The sequence below is a fragment of the Ensifer sp. BR816 genome (genome assembly GCF_000378985.1).
Classification (GTDB): domain Bacteria; phylum Pseudomonadota; class Alphaproteobacteria; order Rhizobiales; family Rhizobiaceae; genus Sinorhizobium.
This window is the reverse complement of sequence record NZ_KB905370.1, coordinates 5,150,755-5,167,580: the sequence shown is the minus strand read 5'-3', so window position 1 is coordinate 5,167,580 and position 16,826 is coordinate 5,150,755. Positions and strand designations below refer to the sequence as shown.

The 16,826-nt window shown below is 63.2% G+C and carries 14 protein-coding genes; 6 read left to right on the top strand and 8 right to left on the bottom strand.

All coding sequences use genetic code 11. From position 1 onward, the window contains the following. Positions 1-8: 8 nt before the first annotated feature. From RHIBR816_RS0124790 to RHIBR816_RS0124780, 3 genes are all read right to left on the bottom strand, one after another. Positions 9-2,195 (bottom strand): RNA degradosome polyphosphate kinase, encoded by a 2,187-nt coding sequence (locus tag RHIBR816_RS0124790; RefSeq protein ID WP_018239303.1) that lies wholly within the window; start codon positions 2,193-2,195, stop codon positions 9-11. A 64-nt stretch (positions 2,196-2,259) separates the two neighbouring features. Next, the gene (gene hdaA, locus RHIBR816_RS0124785; protein ID WP_026187396.1) at positions 2,260-2,949 is read right to left on the bottom strand and encodes a DnaA regulatory inactivator HdaA; all 690 of its coding nucleotides are present in this window, start codon (positions 2,947-2,949) and stop codon (positions 2,260-2,262) included. Then, a complete protein-coding gene (locus tag RHIBR816_RS0124780) occupies positions 2,933-4,099 on the bottom strand; it encodes an AI-2E family transporter (RefSeq protein ID WP_018239301.1) in 1,167 nt (388 codons plus the stop codon). The genes hdaA and RHIBR816_RS0124780 overlap by 17 nt, the downstream gene beginning before the upstream one ends. 238 nt (positions 4,100-4,337) lie before the next feature. On the opposite strand from RHIBR816_RS0124780, the gene purM reads away from it, so the two are divergent. Both purM and purN read left to right on the top strand, forming a co-directional pair. Then, positions 4,338-5,408: a phosphoribosylformylglycinamidine cyclo-ligase gene (purM, locus tag RHIBR816_RS0124770; RefSeq protein WP_018239300.1), complete on the top strand. Its 1,071-nt coding sequence runs from the start codon at positions 4,338-4,340 to the stop codon at positions 5,406-5,408. Then, the gene (purN, locus tag RHIBR816_RS0124765; protein WP_018239299.1) at positions 5,405-6,070 is read left to right on the top strand and encodes a phosphoribosylglycinamide formyltransferase; all 666 of its coding nucleotides are present in this window, start codon (positions 5,405-5,407) and stop codon (positions 6,068-6,070) included. Before purM ends, purN begins: the two co-directional genes overlap by 4 nt. Positions 6,071-6,089: 19 nt before the next feature. Here the strand turns inward: purN and RHIBR816_RS0124760 are convergent, their stop codons facing one another. From RHIBR816_RS0124760 to RHIBR816_RS0124745, 4 genes are all read right to left on the bottom strand, one after another. Further along, entirely contained in the window at positions 6,090-7,472 is a 1,383-nt protein-coding gene (locus RHIBR816_RS0124760) for a virulence factor (RefSeq protein ID WP_018239298.1), read from the bottom strand. Continuing rightward, positions 7,469-10,081: a bifunctional lysylphosphatidylglycerol flippase/synthetase MprF gene (gene mprF / locus RHIBR816_RS0124755; protein WP_018239297.1), complete on the bottom strand. Its 2,613-nt coding sequence runs from the start codon at positions 10,079-10,081 to the stop codon at positions 7,469-7,471. Before mprF ends, RHIBR816_RS0124760 begins: the two co-directional genes overlap by 4 nt. A gap of 95 nt (positions 10,082-10,176) precedes the next feature. Beyond that, a complete protein-coding gene (locus RHIBR816_RS0124750; RefSeq protein WP_018239296.1) occupies positions 10,177-10,773 on the bottom strand; it encodes an NUDIX domain-containing protein in 597 nt (198 codons plus the stop codon). Positions 10,774-10,825: 52 nt separating this feature from the next. Next, positions 10,826-12,958 carry a molybdopterin-dependent oxidoreductase gene (locus tag RHIBR816_RS0124745; protein ID WP_026187395.1) on the bottom strand — a complete coding sequence of 711 codons (2,133 nt, stop codon included), beginning with the start codon at positions 12,956-12,958 and terminating at the stop codon, positions 10,826-10,828. 68 nt (positions 12,959-13,026) lie between these two features. Between RHIBR816_RS0124745 and RHIBR816_RS0124740 the strand changes: the two genes are divergently transcribed. The 4 genes from RHIBR816_RS0124740 (at position 13,027) to RHIBR816_RS0124725 (ending at position 15,808) form a co-directional block, all read left to right on the top strand. Then, on the top strand, positions 13,027-13,908 hold the full coding sequence (locus RHIBR816_RS0124740) for a 23S rRNA (adenine(2030)-N(6))-methyltransferase RlmJ (protein WP_018239294.1): 882 nt from the start codon (positions 13,027-13,029) through the stop codon (positions 13,906-13,908). Between the two features lie 153 nt (positions 13,909-14,061). Further along, positions 14,062-14,505, top strand: a complete 444-nt coding sequence (locus RHIBR816_RS0124735; protein WP_018239293.1) for a hypothetical protein — start codon at positions 14,062-14,064, stop codon at positions 14,503-14,505. Continuing rightward, the gene (locus tag RHIBR816_RS0124730) at positions 14,487-15,203 is read left to right on the top strand and encodes a ribonuclease T(2) (RefSeq protein WP_018239292.1); all 717 of its coding nucleotides are present in this window, start codon (positions 14,487-14,489) and stop codon (positions 15,201-15,203) included. The genes RHIBR816_RS0124735 and RHIBR816_RS0124730 overlap by 19 nt, the downstream gene beginning before the upstream one ends. Positions 15,204-15,217: 14 nt before the next feature. Beyond that, positions 15,218-15,808 (top strand): glutathione S-transferase, encoded by a 591-nt coding sequence (locus RHIBR816_RS0124725; protein ID WP_018239291.1) that lies wholly within the window; start codon positions 15,218-15,220, stop codon positions 15,806-15,808. Positions 15,809-15,858: 50 nt separating this feature from the next. Here RHIBR816_RS0124725 and RHIBR816_RS0124720 read toward each other — a convergent pair whose 3' ends face one another. Continuing rightward, on the bottom strand, positions 15,859-16,497 hold the full coding sequence (locus tag RHIBR816_RS0124720) for an outer membrane protein (protein ID WP_018239290.1): 639 nt from the start codon (positions 16,495-16,497) through the stop codon (positions 15,859-15,861). Between the last annotated feature and the right edge of the window lie 329 nt (positions 16,498-16,826).

Below are 16,826 nucleotides of genomic sequence, written 5' to 3'. Positions count from 1 at the left end.
ATTCCAGTTTACTTGCGCCAACCGCTTTTCCAGCCGGCAATCAGCTTCGGTGCACTGGACTTCAGAGCCTCACCCCGGCCCGAGAGGCTGGGATTGGTCATGAAATAATGCTGCGCATTGAACGGCTCGGCGTCCTTGCCGACTTCCAGTCGGCGCGAGGTGCCGTCTGGAAGAATCTCGTAGCTCTGCTGGTTGTCGATGAGATTGCCCAGCATGATCTGCGAAAGAACCTGTTCGTGCACAGTCCGGTTGATGAGAGGCACGAGCGTCTCGACCCGCCGGTCCAGATTGCGCGGCATCATATCCGCCGAACCGATATAGACAAGCGCATTTTCCGAAGGCAGGCCGTGACCGTTGCCGAAGCAGAATATCCGGGAATGCTCGAGGAAGCGGCCGACGATGGACTTGACACGGATGTTGTCGGAAAGGCCCGGCACCTGCGGGCGCAGGCAGCAGATGCCGCGAATGACGAGATCGATCTCGACGCCCGCGCCGCTTGCCTTGTAAAGCGCGTCGATGATCTCCGGATCGACAAGCGAGTTCATCTTCATCCAGATCGACGCCGGCCGACCCGCTTCGGCATGCGCAATCTCCTCATCGATATGCTTGAGGATACGCGGACGCATCGTATGCGGCGAGACCGCCAGCTTCATCCCCGCTTCCGGCTCGCCATAGCCGGTGATGAAGTTGAAGATGTTCGCCATGTCATGGGCGATCACCGGATTGCATGTGAAGAAGGACAGGTCCGTATAGATCTTCGCCGTGACCGGGTGATAGTTGCCGGTGCCGAGATGGCAATAGGTGCGGAGCTTGCCTTCCTCGCGGCGCACGACCATCGACATTTTCGCGTGCGTCTTCAGTTCGAGGAAACCGAATACGACCTGGACGCCGGCGCGCTCGAGGTCGCGCGCCCAGCGGATGTTCGCCTCCTCGTCGAACCGCGCCTTCAGTTCGACGAGCGCGGTCACGGACTTGCCAGCCTCGGCGGCGTCGACAAGGGCGCGCACGATCGGGCTGTCGTTGGAGGTGCGGTAGAGGGTCTGCTTGATCGCCAGCACGTCGGGATCGCGCGCCGCCTGCAGCAGGAACTGCACCACGACGTCGAAGGACTCGTAAGGATGGTGGACGACCATGTCCTTCTCGCGGATTGCGGCGAGGCAGTCACCGCCATGCTCGCGGACCCGTTCCGGGAAGCGCGGATTGTAGGGCTCGAATCGCAGGTCCTCGCGCGGCGCCTTGGTGATTTCGGAAAGCGTATTGAGCGCCAACAGTCCGGGCAGCACGGCGACGCGATTATCGGGCACGCCGAGTTCGTGCACGACGAACTGGCGGAGCGACGCCGGCATTTCGGAATCGGTTTCGATGCGGATCACCGACCCGCGGCGGCGGCGCTTCAACGCCGTCTCGAACAGGCGCACCAGATCTTCCGCCTCTTCCTCGACTTCGATATCGCTGTCGCGGATGATGCGGAACGTACCCGAGCCCTGGACCTCATAGCCCGGGAACAGGCGGTCGATGAACTGACCGACGACGTCTTCGAGGGTGATGTAGCGGATGACGTTCTTGACGTCCGGCAGGCGGACGAACCGGTCGAGCGCCACCGGCAGGCGCAACAGCGCCGTCATCGGTTCGCGGCCGGTCTTGCTGACGAGCTGCAGGCCCATCGAGAAGCCGAGATTGGGGATGAACGGGAACGGATGCGCCGGATCGATCGAGAGCGGCGTCAGGACCGGGAAGATCGACTGGTCGAATTCGTTGGCAAGCCAGCTTCTGTCCTGAGCAGACAGGGAAGCCGGCCGGACGATGAGGATATCCTCCTTGGCGAGATATTGCTGCAGGACGGCGAGCGAGGCCTGCTGCTCCATCTGCAGATTGTCGATCTCCTTCAGGATGTCGTCGAGCTGTTCGGCCGGCGTCTTGCCGTCGGGACTGCGCAATGAAAGGCCCGATCGCACCTGCCCTTCGAGACCGGCGACGCGGACCATGAAGAATTCGTCGAGATTGGCGGCCGATATCGACAGGAAGCGAACGCGCTCCAGAAGCGGATGCGCCGTGTTCAGCGTTTCCTCAAGTACCCGGCGGTTGAACTGAAGCCACGAGAATTCGCGGTTGATGAAACGTTCCGGGCTCGTGAGAAGATCAAGTTGCTCCGCGGGCGCCTTGTGTTCGCTGATTGCAGACGTCGCGTTATCCATTCTCATCAAACCCCATTGCTCCGGATGAACGAGCTATCTCACTTTGACGACTGTTCTGTGACAGTCAATCGGAGGCACGGGCAATTGGAAGATCTTCCAGCACTTCTGCCGCCAGGGCCCGCGTCAGCCGCGTGCCGCGGGCAAGCGCCAGATGGTCCAGCCTCTCGACAATCGTCTGAGCGGCCTCCAAAGAGCGCTCCATCCGATTGACTATATAGGCCACGAAACGCTCATCGACGAGCAATTGGCGATCGGCGAAAAGCTTGAAGAGCACCTGCGTCAGGAGTTCGTCATCCGGCTCTCCGATCTCGACGACGGTGGCCGCCTTCAGACGCGATCTGAGATCCGGGAGCGTCACCGGCCACGACATCGGCCACAACCGCGACGTCATCAGCAGGGCCGTACCGTTCTGGCGAACGCTGTTGATGACATGAAACAGCGCCGTGTCGTCGAAGCCTTGCCGGTCGACATCCTCGAAGAGTACCGGTTTCGAGGCGGCGACATCGGCGGCATTCGAGCCCACAACGGGGTGGATCGCCTCGGCGCCCGACCTCTCCCGCCAGATGCTGGCGAGGTGCGACTTCCCGGAACCGACCGGGCCGGCGATGATGACGACCGGCGACGGCCACTGCGGCCAATGATCGACGATCGCAATGGCCGCGCTGAGGCGATCGGAAACGAGCAGATCCTCCCGGCCGGTTGCCGGGTCATGGCCGAAGACGAGCGGCAATTGTTCGTTAGGACGTCTTGTCATGCTTTGCTCTGGAGGATGGCACGTGTCCGCGCGGATCCTGGCCATCCGACTGCTGGTTCGCGGCCGTCCTATGCCCGTGATAGAGGTCGCTATCAAGGTATCGCTGGATGCCGAAACGGACAAGGACGCCGATCGCCGCCGCGGCAGGCACCGCGACGAGCAGGCCGACGAAACCGAACAGTGCGCCGAAGGCGAGCAGAGCGAACATCAGCCAGACGGGGTGCAGGCCGACGCTCTTGCCGACCAGCTTCGGCTGCAGGATGTTGCCCTCGAGAAACTGACCGGTGAAGAAGACGGCAAGGACGAGCAGGATCCAGATATAGTCGGGCCAGAACTGGACGACCGCCACGCCGACGGCGAGAACCAGGCCGACGAGCGAACCGACATAGGGGATGAAGCTGATCATGCCGGCGAAGAAGCCGATCAGCAGGCCGAAATTGAGCCCGACGAGCGACAGGCCGGTGGCGTAGTAAACGCCGAGAATGAGGCATAGCGAGCCCTGGCCGCGAACGAAGCCGGCGATCGTCGCGTTCATGTCGCGGGCGATCTGGCGCACCACGTCGACATGGTCGCGCGGCACCCAGCCATCGACCTTCTGAACCATGCGATCCCAGTCCAGCAACAGATAGAAGGCGACGACCGGCGTGATGATGAAGAGCGACAGGATATCCAGGAGCGCCATGCCGGAATTCCAGAGCTGCTGGAACAGGGTGCCGAGAAAGACTGCCCCCTGCTCGAGAAGCTTGGCGGAATTCTCCTTGATCGTCGCCATTTGAGCCTCGAGCCAGTCCGGCACGAGAGTCGACTGGGTAGTATCCGCCACGAAGGCCTGGAGCCTCGCAACATAGCCAGGCATCTTCTGGATGAAATCGGCAGCTTGGGTGAAGATCAGCGGGATGACGATGATCAGTGACAGCGCAAAGAGAAGGACGAAGGCGACGAGAATGGCGATCGTCGCCATCAGGCGGCTGAGGCCAAGGCGTTGCAGCCGGTCGGCGACCGGATCGAGGAAATAGGCCAGCGCCATGCCGGCGAGAAACGGCAGGAGGATGGAACTGAAGACCATCAGGAAGGCAATGAAGGCGGCAAGCACCAGCAGCCAGAAGAAGATCTGGCGCTGAAGTCCCAAGCCGCTGACCCGATTGTTCATTGCGTTCCCCGCTACGCGTCCGGCATATCGCGCCGCGCCTCTTCGTCCGACGAGATAGGGCGCTGCGCGCATGCAGGTCAAGCCCGATGCCCTTCAATCCGCACCCTTGACGCCTAAGCGCGAGGACAGGAAGGCAAAAAGGTGAAAAAAGGCCGCAATGCCCGGCCTCTGTGCTTGCACTCCTTTCCTTGCCGTGCCAATCGCATCCGCAAAACGCGACGAGCTTTGGAGAACGAGCATGAGCCAGTCGGGAAAGAACGGCCTCACCTATAGCGACGCTGGTGTGGATATCGATGCCGGCAACCTGCTGGTTGAGAAGATCAAGCCGCATGTGCGCTCGACCCGGCGCCCCGGCGCCGACGGCGAGATTGGCGGCTTCGGCGGCCTCTTCGATCTCAGGGCGGCCGGCTTTACCGATCCAGTCCTGGTCGCCGCGAATGACGGCGTCGGCACCAAGCTGAAGATAGCCATCGACGCCGACAAGCACGACACGGTCGGAATCGACCTCGTCGCCATGTGCGTCAACGATCTCGTCGTCCAGGGCGCCGAGCCCCTGTTCTTCCTCGACTATTTCGCCACCGGCAAGCTCGATCCCGACCAGGGTGCGGCGATCGTCGCCGGCATTGCCGCCGGCTGCCGCGAGGCGGGCTGCGCGCTCATCGGCGGGGAAACGGCCGAAATGCCCGGCATGTATTCCGGCGGCGATTACGATCTCGCCGGTTTTGCCGTCGGCGCGGCCGAGCGCGGACAATTGATCCCGGCGGGCGACATTGCCGAAGGCGACGTCATTCTCGGCCTCGCCTCCTCCGGCGTGCATTCGAACGGCTATTCGCTGGTACGCAAGATCGTCTCGCTCTCTGGCCTTTCCTGGGATACGCCGGCGCCCTTCGGCGAGGGCACGCTTGCCGACCTCTTGATGACGCCGACCCGCATCTATGTGAAGCCGCTTCTGAAGGCGATCCGCGAGACCGGGGCGATCAAGGCACTGGCGCATATCACCGGCGGCGGCTTCCCGGAAAACATTCCGCGCGTGCTGCCAAAACATCTCGCCGCCGAGATAGACCTCGACGCGATCAAGCCGCCGGCCGTCTTCTCCTGGCTCGCCAAGACCGGCGGCGTCGCCGCCAACGAGATGCTGCGCACCTTCAATTGCGGTGTCGGCATGATCGCCGTCGTTCCGTCGGCGGAAGCAGACAAGGTCTCGGCGGTTCTCGCCGGCGAAGGCGAGACTGTCTTCACGCTTGGCCGCATGGTGGCACGCGAAGAGGGGGCCGCCGGCACGATCTACAAGGGCAGCCTCGCCCTATGAGCGTGACCGAAGGCGCAAAGAAAAAGGTGGTCGCCTTCATCTCGGGCGGCGGCTCGAACATGCTTTCGCTGGCAAAGGCCGCGACGGCGCCGGACTTTCCGGCCGAGATCATTGCCGTCATCTCCGACAAGGCAGAGGCCGGCGGCCTCGACAAGGCAGCAGCCCTCGGTATCCCGACCTTTTCCTTCGTCCGCAAGGATTTTGCCAGCAAGGAAGCGCACGAGACAGCGATCCTCGCAGAACTGGACCGGCTGCAGCCGGACATCATCTGCCTCGCCGGCTATATGCGCCTTCTTTCCGCGACCTTCATAAAGCGCCACGAGGGTCGTATCCTCAACATCCATCCGTCGCTGCTGCCGCTCTTCCCGGGGCTGCACACCCATCAGCGCGCCCTCGATGCGGACATGAAGCTTGCCGGCTGTACCGTGCATTTCGTGACCGAGGGCATGGATGAGGGCCCGATCATCGCGCAGGCCGCCGTCCCGATCATTGCCGGCGACACGCCTGAGACGCTTGCCGCGCGCGTCCTGACCGTCGAGCACAGGACCTATCCGCTGGCGCTGAAACTGGTCGCCGAGGGCAAGGTGGAAATGAAAGAGGGACGCGCGGTCAGCCACGCGGTCGGGGAAGCCTCGGGCACGCTCATTTCTCCCGCCATCTGACGCTGACGACTACGACAGTTCACTTCGCCTGAGCGAGCCGCCGGTCGAGGCCGTCGAGCACGCGCCGCGTGAGCGCCGGATAGTCTTCGTCGAAATGATGGCCACCCTCGATGGCAACGACATCCGCACCCGACGATTTCAGCTCCGGACAGGCGTCGTCTTCTTCCTCGGTTCCGTAAATGCATTGGACGAGCGACGGGTTGATCGCCTTGATATCGTCGATCGGATCGCCCGCGCTCCCCGCCCCTTCCGCGCCGAGCCACCCGAGAACGGAAATCTTGAAATCTGCCTGATGCGAGAGCGCCATGAGCGTGACCTGGCGGACGCGCGCCCGGTCGGCGGGCGGCAGCAGGTTGTAGGTGCGTGGCAGGACATCGGCGCCGAAGGAATAGCCAATGAGCAGGACGTTGCGGACATTCCACCGCTTGCCGTAATAGCCGATGATCCGATGAAGATCGTCGGCGGTCGCCTGAGGCTGGCGTTCCGCCCAGAAATAACGCAGCGAATCCACGCCGACGACCGGAACGCCCTCCTGTTGCAGGACATTGCCGACCTCCTTGTCGATATCGCGCCAGCCGCCATCGCCGGAATAGATCACCGCCATAGTATCGCGGCTCGGCTTGGCATCGAGGATCGCCAGCGGCAGCCCGAACGGATTGTCGGATTCGTCGTCCTGACCCAGATAATCCGACAGCGCGTCGGACAGCGCCGTGTAGGCATCGTCGTCGGTATCGTCAGTCTCGATTTCCGAATGCTTCTGGACAAGCGCGGCGACGTGGTCTCGACCGTCCGCCGGCGCCGCCGGGGAAAAGGTGACAGCCACCGGGTCGGGCAAGGCTCCGTCGGTCAAGCCGTACACCATGCGATCGTTCTTCCGGCTCTTCTCGGCCGGCGTGCAAAGCTGCTTCGTCAGGGCAATCCCTTCTTCGGGATCGATTGCGAGCGTCCTGCCGATCGTCGCGGCTGGCGATTGCGCAGCGATCGCCAGAGCCATTGCGCCGCCGGCGCCGGCCCCTGCAATGACCGGCGGGCGATAGGCGCCGCTGCCGGCCGCGCGCTGCACCTGCTGGCTCAGGGACTCGATGTCGGAGACCGTATAGACGCAGTCGCCGTCATCCTTGGCAAGCGCCGCCAGATAGGCCTTGAGGTCGATCCCGATGACGATCGCGTTGCTCCCGGAAAGCGATCGGGCGACGCTGTCTTCCCTGGTCGTCCAACCGCCGGCATCCGAAAACAGAACCACGAGCCCCGTCGCCTCTTCCTTCGGGAACAGGATATGCGGCGACGGTATCATGCCCGTGTCGAATTTCGGCGCATCGCCGGCCACGGCCGCGAGGCTGACCGCCCCGGCGAGAAGTGCGCCAAAAAGCGCGGACTTCCAGATCTTGCCGTTGAGCGTCATTTCCCTATCACTCCCTTGAGGCCGCCGCCGATCAGGAACGTCGCGTCCATCAGCGAGAGGATCGGATTGAGCCCGCCGCTCGCGACGAGATAACGTGGCTGCCAGTGTGGATGGAATTTGGACTTGAAGGCGCGCAGGCCCTTGAAATTGTAATAGCGTTCGCCGTGCTCGTAGAAGGCTCGGCCGGCGCGGTCCCAGACGGGCGCCAACCGTCGGGACGACATGCCGGAAAGCGGCGCCATTCCAAGATTGAAGCGCCGGTAGCCATGCGCCTTCAGATATTCCATGAGCTGCGCGAACAGGAAATCCATCGCACCGCGGGGCGCCTCCGGCGAGAAGCGCATCAGGTCCACGGATCCCTCTTCCTTGGTGCCGGTCACAAGGATGTTCGCGAAGGCGACGATGCGGCCATTGCATTTGAGGATCGCCACCGGCTGTTCCGCAAGATAATCCGGATCGAAGGCGCCGAGCGAAAAACCCTTCTCGCGGGCGCTGTGGTGCGCAAGCCAGGCATCGGATATCTTCGCAAGTTCCGGCAGGATCGCCGGCACATCGGCGGGCTCCACCAGCGAGAATTCCAGCCCATCCCGCTGGCCGCGGCTTACCTGCTGGCGCAGGTTCGCCCATTTGCCGCCTTTCATCTCGAAGCGCGCGAGATCGACTTCGGCGAGCTCGCCGAGACGGAACGCCCTCAAGCCCGCATCGGCGTAGTAAGCTAGGCCCTTGGGCGAGACCTGATAGAAGACGGCACGGCAGCCGTTGGATCGCGCCGTCTCGATGAACTGCCAGATCAAGTCCGGCCAGACATCCAAGGGCCCGACAGGGTCGAAAAGTGCGATCCAGGAGCGCGCCCAGCGGCCATACATGATGAAGGCGCGGCCGTCCGCCGAGAACATGATGCTCTTGTCGCCCATCCGCACCAGATTGGCATCGGACATGTCCTGGGTTTCGAGGATGGCGATGGCGCGCTCGAGCTCCTCCCCGGATGCGGGTGCCACCGCCGTCGCGGCCGGCCGCATGAGGCTCCAGATCGCCACGGCGATCGCGCCGATCGTCACGCCCAGGAGCGCCCGCAGCCCGCGCGGCGCCTCGGCCGAAAATTCGAACTGCCACCAGAGCTCGTGGCTGTATTCGACATTGCGGTAGACGAAGAGCAGAACGACATAGGCACCGAGGCAGATGACGCCCATCGCCATCAGCCAGGGGGCCGTCAGCGCCTGGCCGAACAGCGAGGCGGGGCGAATGAAAAGCCGGCGGCTGGCGAGGAGGCCGAGGATGAAAAAGGCGAGCATGCCTGCCTCGACGAGTGCCACCGCCTTGACAAGCGAGAGCAGAAGAGCGGCAAGCGCGATGACGACCGACGCCCACCACGCGCCGTCAAGCCGCAGCGCCAATCCGCGCGCGACGATGACTAGCGCGAGGCCCAACAGGCTCGCGAGGAAGTGTGCGCCTTCGACGATGGGAAGGGAGACATGGTTTGCGAGGAATGCCAGGTTCTCGTCCGGCGTCGGCGTGACGCTCGAAAGGACGAGCATCAGGGCGAGCACGAGGGCGAGCGTCGCGAGCAGGAGCGGGGTCATCCGGCCGCCGGCGCGGCGCAGGCTGGACGCCGCCGGGTGGCCGGCGAGCTGGCGGACCTCCATGCCGATCATCACGACGATGGCGATCAACAGCGGTAGCACATGGTAGATCACACGGTAGAGGACCAGCGCGCCGAGGATCGCATCGACATCCGCCGCGCGGCCGAGGGTTGCGACGATCACCGTTTCGAAGACCCCCAACCCGGCCGGGACGTGGCTCAGCACGCCGAGGCCGACCGCGACGGAATAAATCGCCAGGAATGCCGGCCAGCCGATCGTGCCTGACGGCAGCAGCACATAAAGCACGGTTGCGGAGGCCGCGAGATCGAGCGCCGTCACCAGGAACTGGCGCGACGAGGTCCTTGTGTCCGGCAGACGCAGGGTGACGCGTCCGATGCGCATCTCATGGCCGGTCCGCGCCGCCACCATGATGGCAAGCATTCCGGCAAGCACGAGCACGGCGATTGCCCGCAGCCAGAACGGATCGATACCCGTCAGCGGTGCGACATATTCGGCGACGGCGAGCAGGCTCAGGCAGGCGACTGCGCCCAAGCCTAGGCCGAAGGCGAGCGTGACGAAGGCGATGACCCGGCCAATGTCGTCCGGCTCCAGGCCGAGGCGGGAATAGGACCGGTACCGGATCGCACCGCCGCTCAAAGGGCCGAAGCCCGCCGTGTTGCCGACCGCATAGGCACAGGCCGCCGTCAAGGCAACGTCGAGATAGGGGAGCTTGCGCTTGATATAGTCGAGCGCCCCGACATCGTAGAAGGTGAGCGCGAGAAAACTCAGGCCCGTGCAGAGGATGGCCGTCGTCACGGCGGTCCAGCTCGTGCCCGCCAGCGCCACGACTACATCCTCGTACTCCACCTCGGCTGTGATATGGAAAATCGCCGCTCCGAAGAGCGCGATCACCAGGAGCGTGCCGATGGTGGAAAGATAGCGCCGATTGCGCCTCAGGAACGACCACCACCCGCCCTCGGTGGTTTCGTCCTGCGCTTCAAATTCGTGGGGGGAGGAAGGGGACGTCATGGATCGCCCGTGTCGTTGGAGAAGACACGAGGGATTTACCTCAGCACGGCGCGGACAAAAAGTGAAATATCGGTAATGTATGACGTATCAAGGGGTTAGCCCGCGAGCGCCGCCCGGTTCAGCACCGCCCACTGCAGCAACATGATCGTCTTGGCATCGCAGATTTCGCCGGTGCCGATCATCGCGACGGCGTCGTCCAAGGCAATTTCCAGCACCTCGATGTCTTCGCCCTCATGCGCAAGCCCACCGCCCGCCGCGACTTTCTTGGACGTATCGATGCGGCCAAGGAAAAAACTCGTCCGTTCGGTTATCGAACCGGGGCTCATATAGGCGTCGAAGAGATGCATGGCGCTGTCGATGCGATAGCCGGTCTCCTCCATCGCTTCGCGGCAGATCGCTACTTCCGGCGCCTCGCCGTCGAGAAGGCCTGCCGGCGTCTCGATCAAGAAGGCCGGTTCCCCTTGCAGCAGGACGGGAAGGCGGAACTGGCGGACGAGCACGACGATCCGGCGCTCCGGGTCGAAAAGCAGGATCGTCGCCGCGCGGCCATGGTCGTGCACTTCGCGAACAAGGCGGGCAGTCCTGCCGTCGGACCTCTGTTGCTCGAGGGTGACCTCCTCGAGGCTGATGAAGCCCTTCCAGAGAGATCGGCGATCGATGATCCGGATACGCGGGTCGTCATGCTTGGTCATGGGTGATCCTTGATGAGAGGTTCACGCGCGTCCGGCGCGTGACGAGAGTTGCTCAAGCCCTGCGCATCCAGACGCGATTGTCGTGGAAGGCCGCGCCGCCATAGGGCGCGACCGCATCGGCCCCGGTCAGGACATTGATCCCCTCGCCGTCGAGATGGGCTCCATTCGGCCAAAGCCCCTCCGCAACGACGACGCCGCGGCGCGTGCCGCCGCCGATCCTGGCATGCAGGCGGATCTCGCCGCGGTCGTTGCCGAGCCGGACAACATCGCCGTCGACGATGCCGAGCTCGGCTGCGTCCTCCGCCTGGATCATGACCTCGGGGCGGCCTTCCTTCTCGATCGAGGAGGGCGTCTCGGAAAAGGTCGAGTTCAGGAAGGAACGCGCCGGCGAAGTCGCCAGCCGGAACGGATGACGTTCGTCTGCAACTTCGATCAGATCGACATGGTCGGGGAACGCAGGAAGGCTGCCCTGCGGCCCCTGCGGGCCCATCGACTTCGGCGGCCGGTTGGGCGCCGGCGTGCCGGTCCAATCGGCCTTGAAGCGGAACTTGCCGTCGGGGTGCCCGAAGCCGCCAAGGAAATGGGCCTCATCAAAGGCGGGCTGGCAATCGAGCCATTTCCGCTCTTTCATCTCCTCGTAGCCGATGCCGTAATTGGCGAGCAATCGGTCGATGTGCTGGCGCTCCGAGAGGCCAAAGCCGGGACAGTCGGCGACGCCGAGGCGCTTTGCCAGTTCCTCGATGACGAAGAGGTTGGTGCGCACCGTCGGCGGCGGTTCGACGATCTTCGGGCCGATGAGAACGTGCTGGTGGCCGCCGCCGCGATAGAGATCGTCATGTTCCAGAAACATCGTCGCCGGCAGGACGATGTCGGCAAGCCGGGCGGTGTCGGTCATGAACTGTTCGTGCACGGCGACGAAGAGATCGTCACGCAGGAAGCCCCGCTTCACCAGCCGCTGCTCGGGCGCGACGTTCACGGGATTGGTGTTCTGGATCAGCAGCGCCGTCACCGGGCCGCGGTGGCGCAGCGCCTCGGCGTCGCCGGTCAGCACGCGGCCGATCTGCGACTGGTCGAGCATGCGAACATTCGGGTCGTGCAGCGCCGTGCCGACAAGCTCGCGCTTGTCGAGCTTGAAGATGTCGTTGTTCGAATGAAAGGCGCCGCCGCCCTCGTGCTTCCACGAGCCGAGCACGGTCGCGACCGATGCGGCGGCGTGGATCGCGACGGAGCCGTTGCGCTGGCGGGTGAAGCCGTAGCCGAGACGGAAATAGGTTCTCGGCGTCGTCCCGACGAGCTTCGCGAAGGTCTCGATTTCCTCGACGGATAGGCCGGTGATCGCCGAGGCCCATTCCGGCCCGCGTGTCTCGAGGTGCGCTTCGAGCCCGACCGGATCGTCGGCAAACTCCGCCATGTAGGCGCGGTCCGCATAGCCGTCGCGGAACGCGACATGCATGACCGCGCAGGCGAGCGCGGCATCGGTGCCGGGCTTCAGGATCATTCCCAGATCGGCCTGCCTGACGGTCGGATTGTCGTAGACGTCGATGACGACGATCTTGGCGCCGCGCTCCTTGCGGGCCTTGACGGCGTGGGTCATCACATTGACCTGGGTCGCCACCGCATTGGTGCCCCAGATCACCACGCAATCGGACTTGGCCATTTCGCGCGGATCCGGGCCGCGCAAGGCTCCGGTCGCCATGGTGAAGCCGGTCCAGGCCATGTTGGTGCAGATCGAGCCGAAGAATCCGGAATAGCGCTTCGCATGGCGCAGCCGCTCTATGGAATCGCGCTGCACCTGCCCCATGGTGCCGGCATAGAAATAGGGCCAGACCGCTTCCGAACCGTACCTCTGCTCGGCCCTGACGAACTGGTCGGCGATCTCGTCGAGCGCGGCCTCCCAGGAAATTTCCTGCCAGTTCCCCTCGCCCTTGGCGCCGGCGCGGCGCTGCGGCACCATCAGCCGGCCCGGATGGTAGATGCGCTCCGCATAGCGTGCCACCTTGGCGCAGATGACGCCGGCCGTATAGCTGTTGGCGGCAGCACCGCGGACGCGACCGATCCGCCCTTCGGCGGTTAGGTCGACCTCCAGCGCGCAGGCCGACGGACAGTCATGCGGGCAGACCGAGTGGCTCGCCGATTTTTCTGCTCTGATGGGGGTCGCAACGTTCATGGCTTTTCTATATGGCATCCGAAAGAGGGCTCAAAGTCCCATTCGCCATCCATCGAAACAATTGATCGCAGCCATCGGCGGCCCTTATGAACTATCGGCACATCTATCACGCGGGCAATTTCGCCGATGTCCTGAAGCACGCGGTGCTGGCCAGGCTCGTCACCTATCTCAAGCAGAAGGACAAGGCCTTCCGCGTGCTGGATACCCATGCAGGCATCGGGTTCTACGACCTTTCGAGCGAGGAGGCGCAGAAGACCGGCGAATGGCGCGAGGGCATCGGACGGCTGATCGACGCCGAGCTCCCCGCCCCGGTTGCCGCCATTCTCGAGCCCTACCTCTCGGCCGTGCGCGAACTCAATCCGCATAGCGGGCCGGATGCCGGGCTCACGCACTACCCCGGTTCGCCGAAACTTGCCCGCATGCTGTTTCGGCCGCAGGACCGGCTCTCGGCGATGGAATTGCATCCCGAAGATCACGAGACGCTGCACCGGCTGTTCGACGGCGACTTCCAGAGCCGGATCACACGGCTCGACGGCTGGCTGGCGCTCGGTGCACACCTGCCGCCGAAGGAAAAGCGCGGCCTCGTCCTCGTCGACCCGCCTTTCGAGAAGGAAGGCGAATATGAGCGGCTGGTCGACGGGCTCGCCAAGGCCTATCGCCGCTTCGCCGGCGGCATCTACTGCCTCTGGTATCCGCTGAAAAAGGGCGCACCGGTCAAGGAGTTTCATGAGGCGTTGAGAGCACTGGAGATTCCCAAAATGCTGTGCGCCGAGCTTTCGGTCCGCAGCGATCGCGATATCACCGGGCTTGCCGGATCGGGCCTCGTCATCGTCAATCCGCCCTTTACCCTCAAGGACGAACTCGATGTCCTGCTGCCCTTCCTGAAGGAACGTCTCCGCCAGGACCGGTTCGCATCGGGACGCTGCTTCTGGCTGCGCGGCGAAACATCCCTCAACCGAGGGCCTTGACGGGCCGGGCCACGTGGCTTCAATCTCTAGCGCGTCGGCCCCGAATATCGGAATCGATTTTCGGAAAGCACGATGCGTAGATTCAAAGTGTTACAGTACTTTGCGCGTCTGAAGGGGCCCGCGGCACTGTAGAGATGATTCAGGGAGGTAGCCATGACTTGCAAGCTTGCCGCGATGCTTCTGACCTCGCTTTCCCTCGCCGCCGGTGCGGTCACCAGCGCCGCAGGTGCTGACATGGCGGCAGTGCCCGTCGCCCCCCAAGCCTACGATGCCGGCATTTGCGACAACCCGTCCGTTCTCGGCTTCATCACCCGGCGCTTCGACTACAAGGCCGCAAACTATCTTCACGCCAATCTCGCCATCGCCGAGATTCGCGACATGGGCCAGAACCGCTTCGAACCGCGCGACTACACGCATCTGGTCGAACGTGAATATTGCTATGGCACCGCCGTGATGAGCGACGGCGTCCGGCGCCCCCTCTGGTACCTGGTCGAGAGGCCCTGGGGCTTTGCCGGCGTCGGCTCCAACGTCGAGTTCTGCATCGGCGGCCTCGATCCCTGGTATGTCTACGGCGCCCATTGCTCTTCGCTTCGTTGATTGCCGCAAGAAACCGGCTTCTGGCGGCCCTTGCCCTGTTGGCGGTCGCCGGCTGTAGCGGCGAAGGCGACAAGACACCCGGCTCCGGGGCGGACGCCCCGGCGGATGCCGCATTGGCGAGCGTTCCCGTCGGCAAGGGGTTCGACTTCTATGTGCTTTCGCTCTCCTGGTCCCCGACATGGTGCCGAGGCAATGACCCGAAGGGCAAATCCGAACAATGCGAGCGCGGCAGCGGCCTGATCGTCCACGGCCTGTGGCCGCAACATGAGCGCGGCTATCCGCAGTTTTGCCAGACGGGACAATCCGACCGGGTCCCTGAGTCGCTCGGACGGCTATATCTCGACATCGTTCCGTCGATGGGCCTGATTGGGCATCAATGGCGCAAACACGGCACCTGCTCGGGCCTCAGCCAGGCGGATTATTTCGCCGTGACACGAGCGGCGCGCGAGCGGCTTGCCTTTCCTGCCGAATTTACCTCCACGGAGGGTTCGCGGGACCTCTCCGTGGGATCGATCGAGACCGCTTTCACGGCGAAGAATCCCGGCATGGCGAAAGACATGATTGCCGTGACCTGCGAGGGTCGGCTGATCGAGGAAATCAGAATCTGCTTCGACAAGGAATTGAAATTCAGGACCTGCCCTGAAATAGATCGTCGCGCCTGCCGACGCGATACGGTCCTGCTCCCCGCCGCACCATAAGAACGGAAAGACGAATGAAGATATTTTACTCGCCCGCCTCGCCCTATTCCAACAAGGTTCGAATGGCTGCCCATCATGTCGGGATAGCGGCGGAAAGCGTCCTGACGGACACCAATGCCAATCCGCCGGAGCTGATCGGCAGCAATCCGCTCGGCAAGATTCCAACCCTGATCACGGCGGACGGCCAGTCGATCTACGACAGCCGGGCGATCATGCATTTCATCGACCGCCAGACAAAGGGCAAGCTCTATCCGAAGAATGCCGGGAAACGCACCCAGGTCGAGATCTTCGAAGCACTCTGCGACGGCATCTGCGACAGCCTGCTGGCGATCGTCTACGAAAAGCGCTTCCACCCGCCGGAAAAAGTGCATCAGCCGTGGATCGACCGGCAATGGGAAAAGGTCGAACGGGGCCTCGACTATCTCGAGGCCAATCTGCCGAAGACCGGCAGCAAGCTCCATGCCGGCCATTTCGCCCTGGCGGCCGTGCTGCGCTATATCGAACTTCGGTTTACCGGCGAATGGCAGAAGGGGCGGCCGAAGCTCAAGAACTGGCCGGCCAAATTCGAGAAGCACTTTCCCGACTATTCCAAGTTCAAAGCGTAAAATACAAAAAGGCCGGGTCGCCCCGGCCTTTTTCGATCCACTTCTTAGGATCAGAACTTGACGCCCATACCGAGGCGGACGCTGTGCTCGTCATAGCCGGACGAAACGGTCGAGCCGCCGGCGCGGAAGTCCTTGGAGGCGTAGTCCGTGTAGCGGTATTCGACGCGGGCGGTGACGTTGTCGGTGACGAAGGTTTCGGCCCCGGCGCCGGCCGTCCAGCCGACCAGGGTCTTGTCGTCGGAACCCGCCGGGGTCGAGAGCTTGGCATTGCCGAGGGCGAGACCGGCCGTTCCGTATACCAGGACCGGGTTCACATCGACGCCGACGCGGCCGCGCACCGAGCCGTTCAAGCCCTGCTCGACCTTGCGACCGCTGGAGTGCGAATCGTTGCCGGCGTAATTGACGTCGGCTTCGCCGCCGTAGACCATCTGGCCGTCCTGCACGTTGTAGCCGCCATAAAGACCGCCGCCGAAGCCCGCCGACGTGTTGCTGCCGGTCGCATCGGCTTCGCCGTGATGCCAGTTGGCCGTGCCGCCGACATAGGCGCCGGACCAGTTTTTGACGGCCGGCTCGGTATATTCCGCGGCCGGAGCGGCCGGAACCTCGTCGATGGCGTCAGCGGCATGAGCCGCCTGGAAAGCAACCAGGGAAATGGCCGAAGCCATGAGCGCGGTGGTAAGCGTACGCATACTATTCTCCTATCAGACCGGCACCCCGAAAGCATCTCTTTGGCGTGCTTTATCGGGACACCGGGTATCTACAATTAACCCGTCCGGTTGACCGGAAATTGGACAGAAAATGCGGATTCTCAAGAGCTAAAATGTGAAATTTTAGTGGCTCAAACGCGTTCAAAATTTGATGTTGCCTTGTCGACACAGAGGATTTATTAACCATAATTCAAGATTAACCAAAGATATACTATAAGCATAAAAGATAATTCAAAATACGCTGCCCGCGTTAATTTTTCCGAAATGAATCGTCGAGGGAGTTTTTCAGCCCTGCCTTTCCAGCCTATATC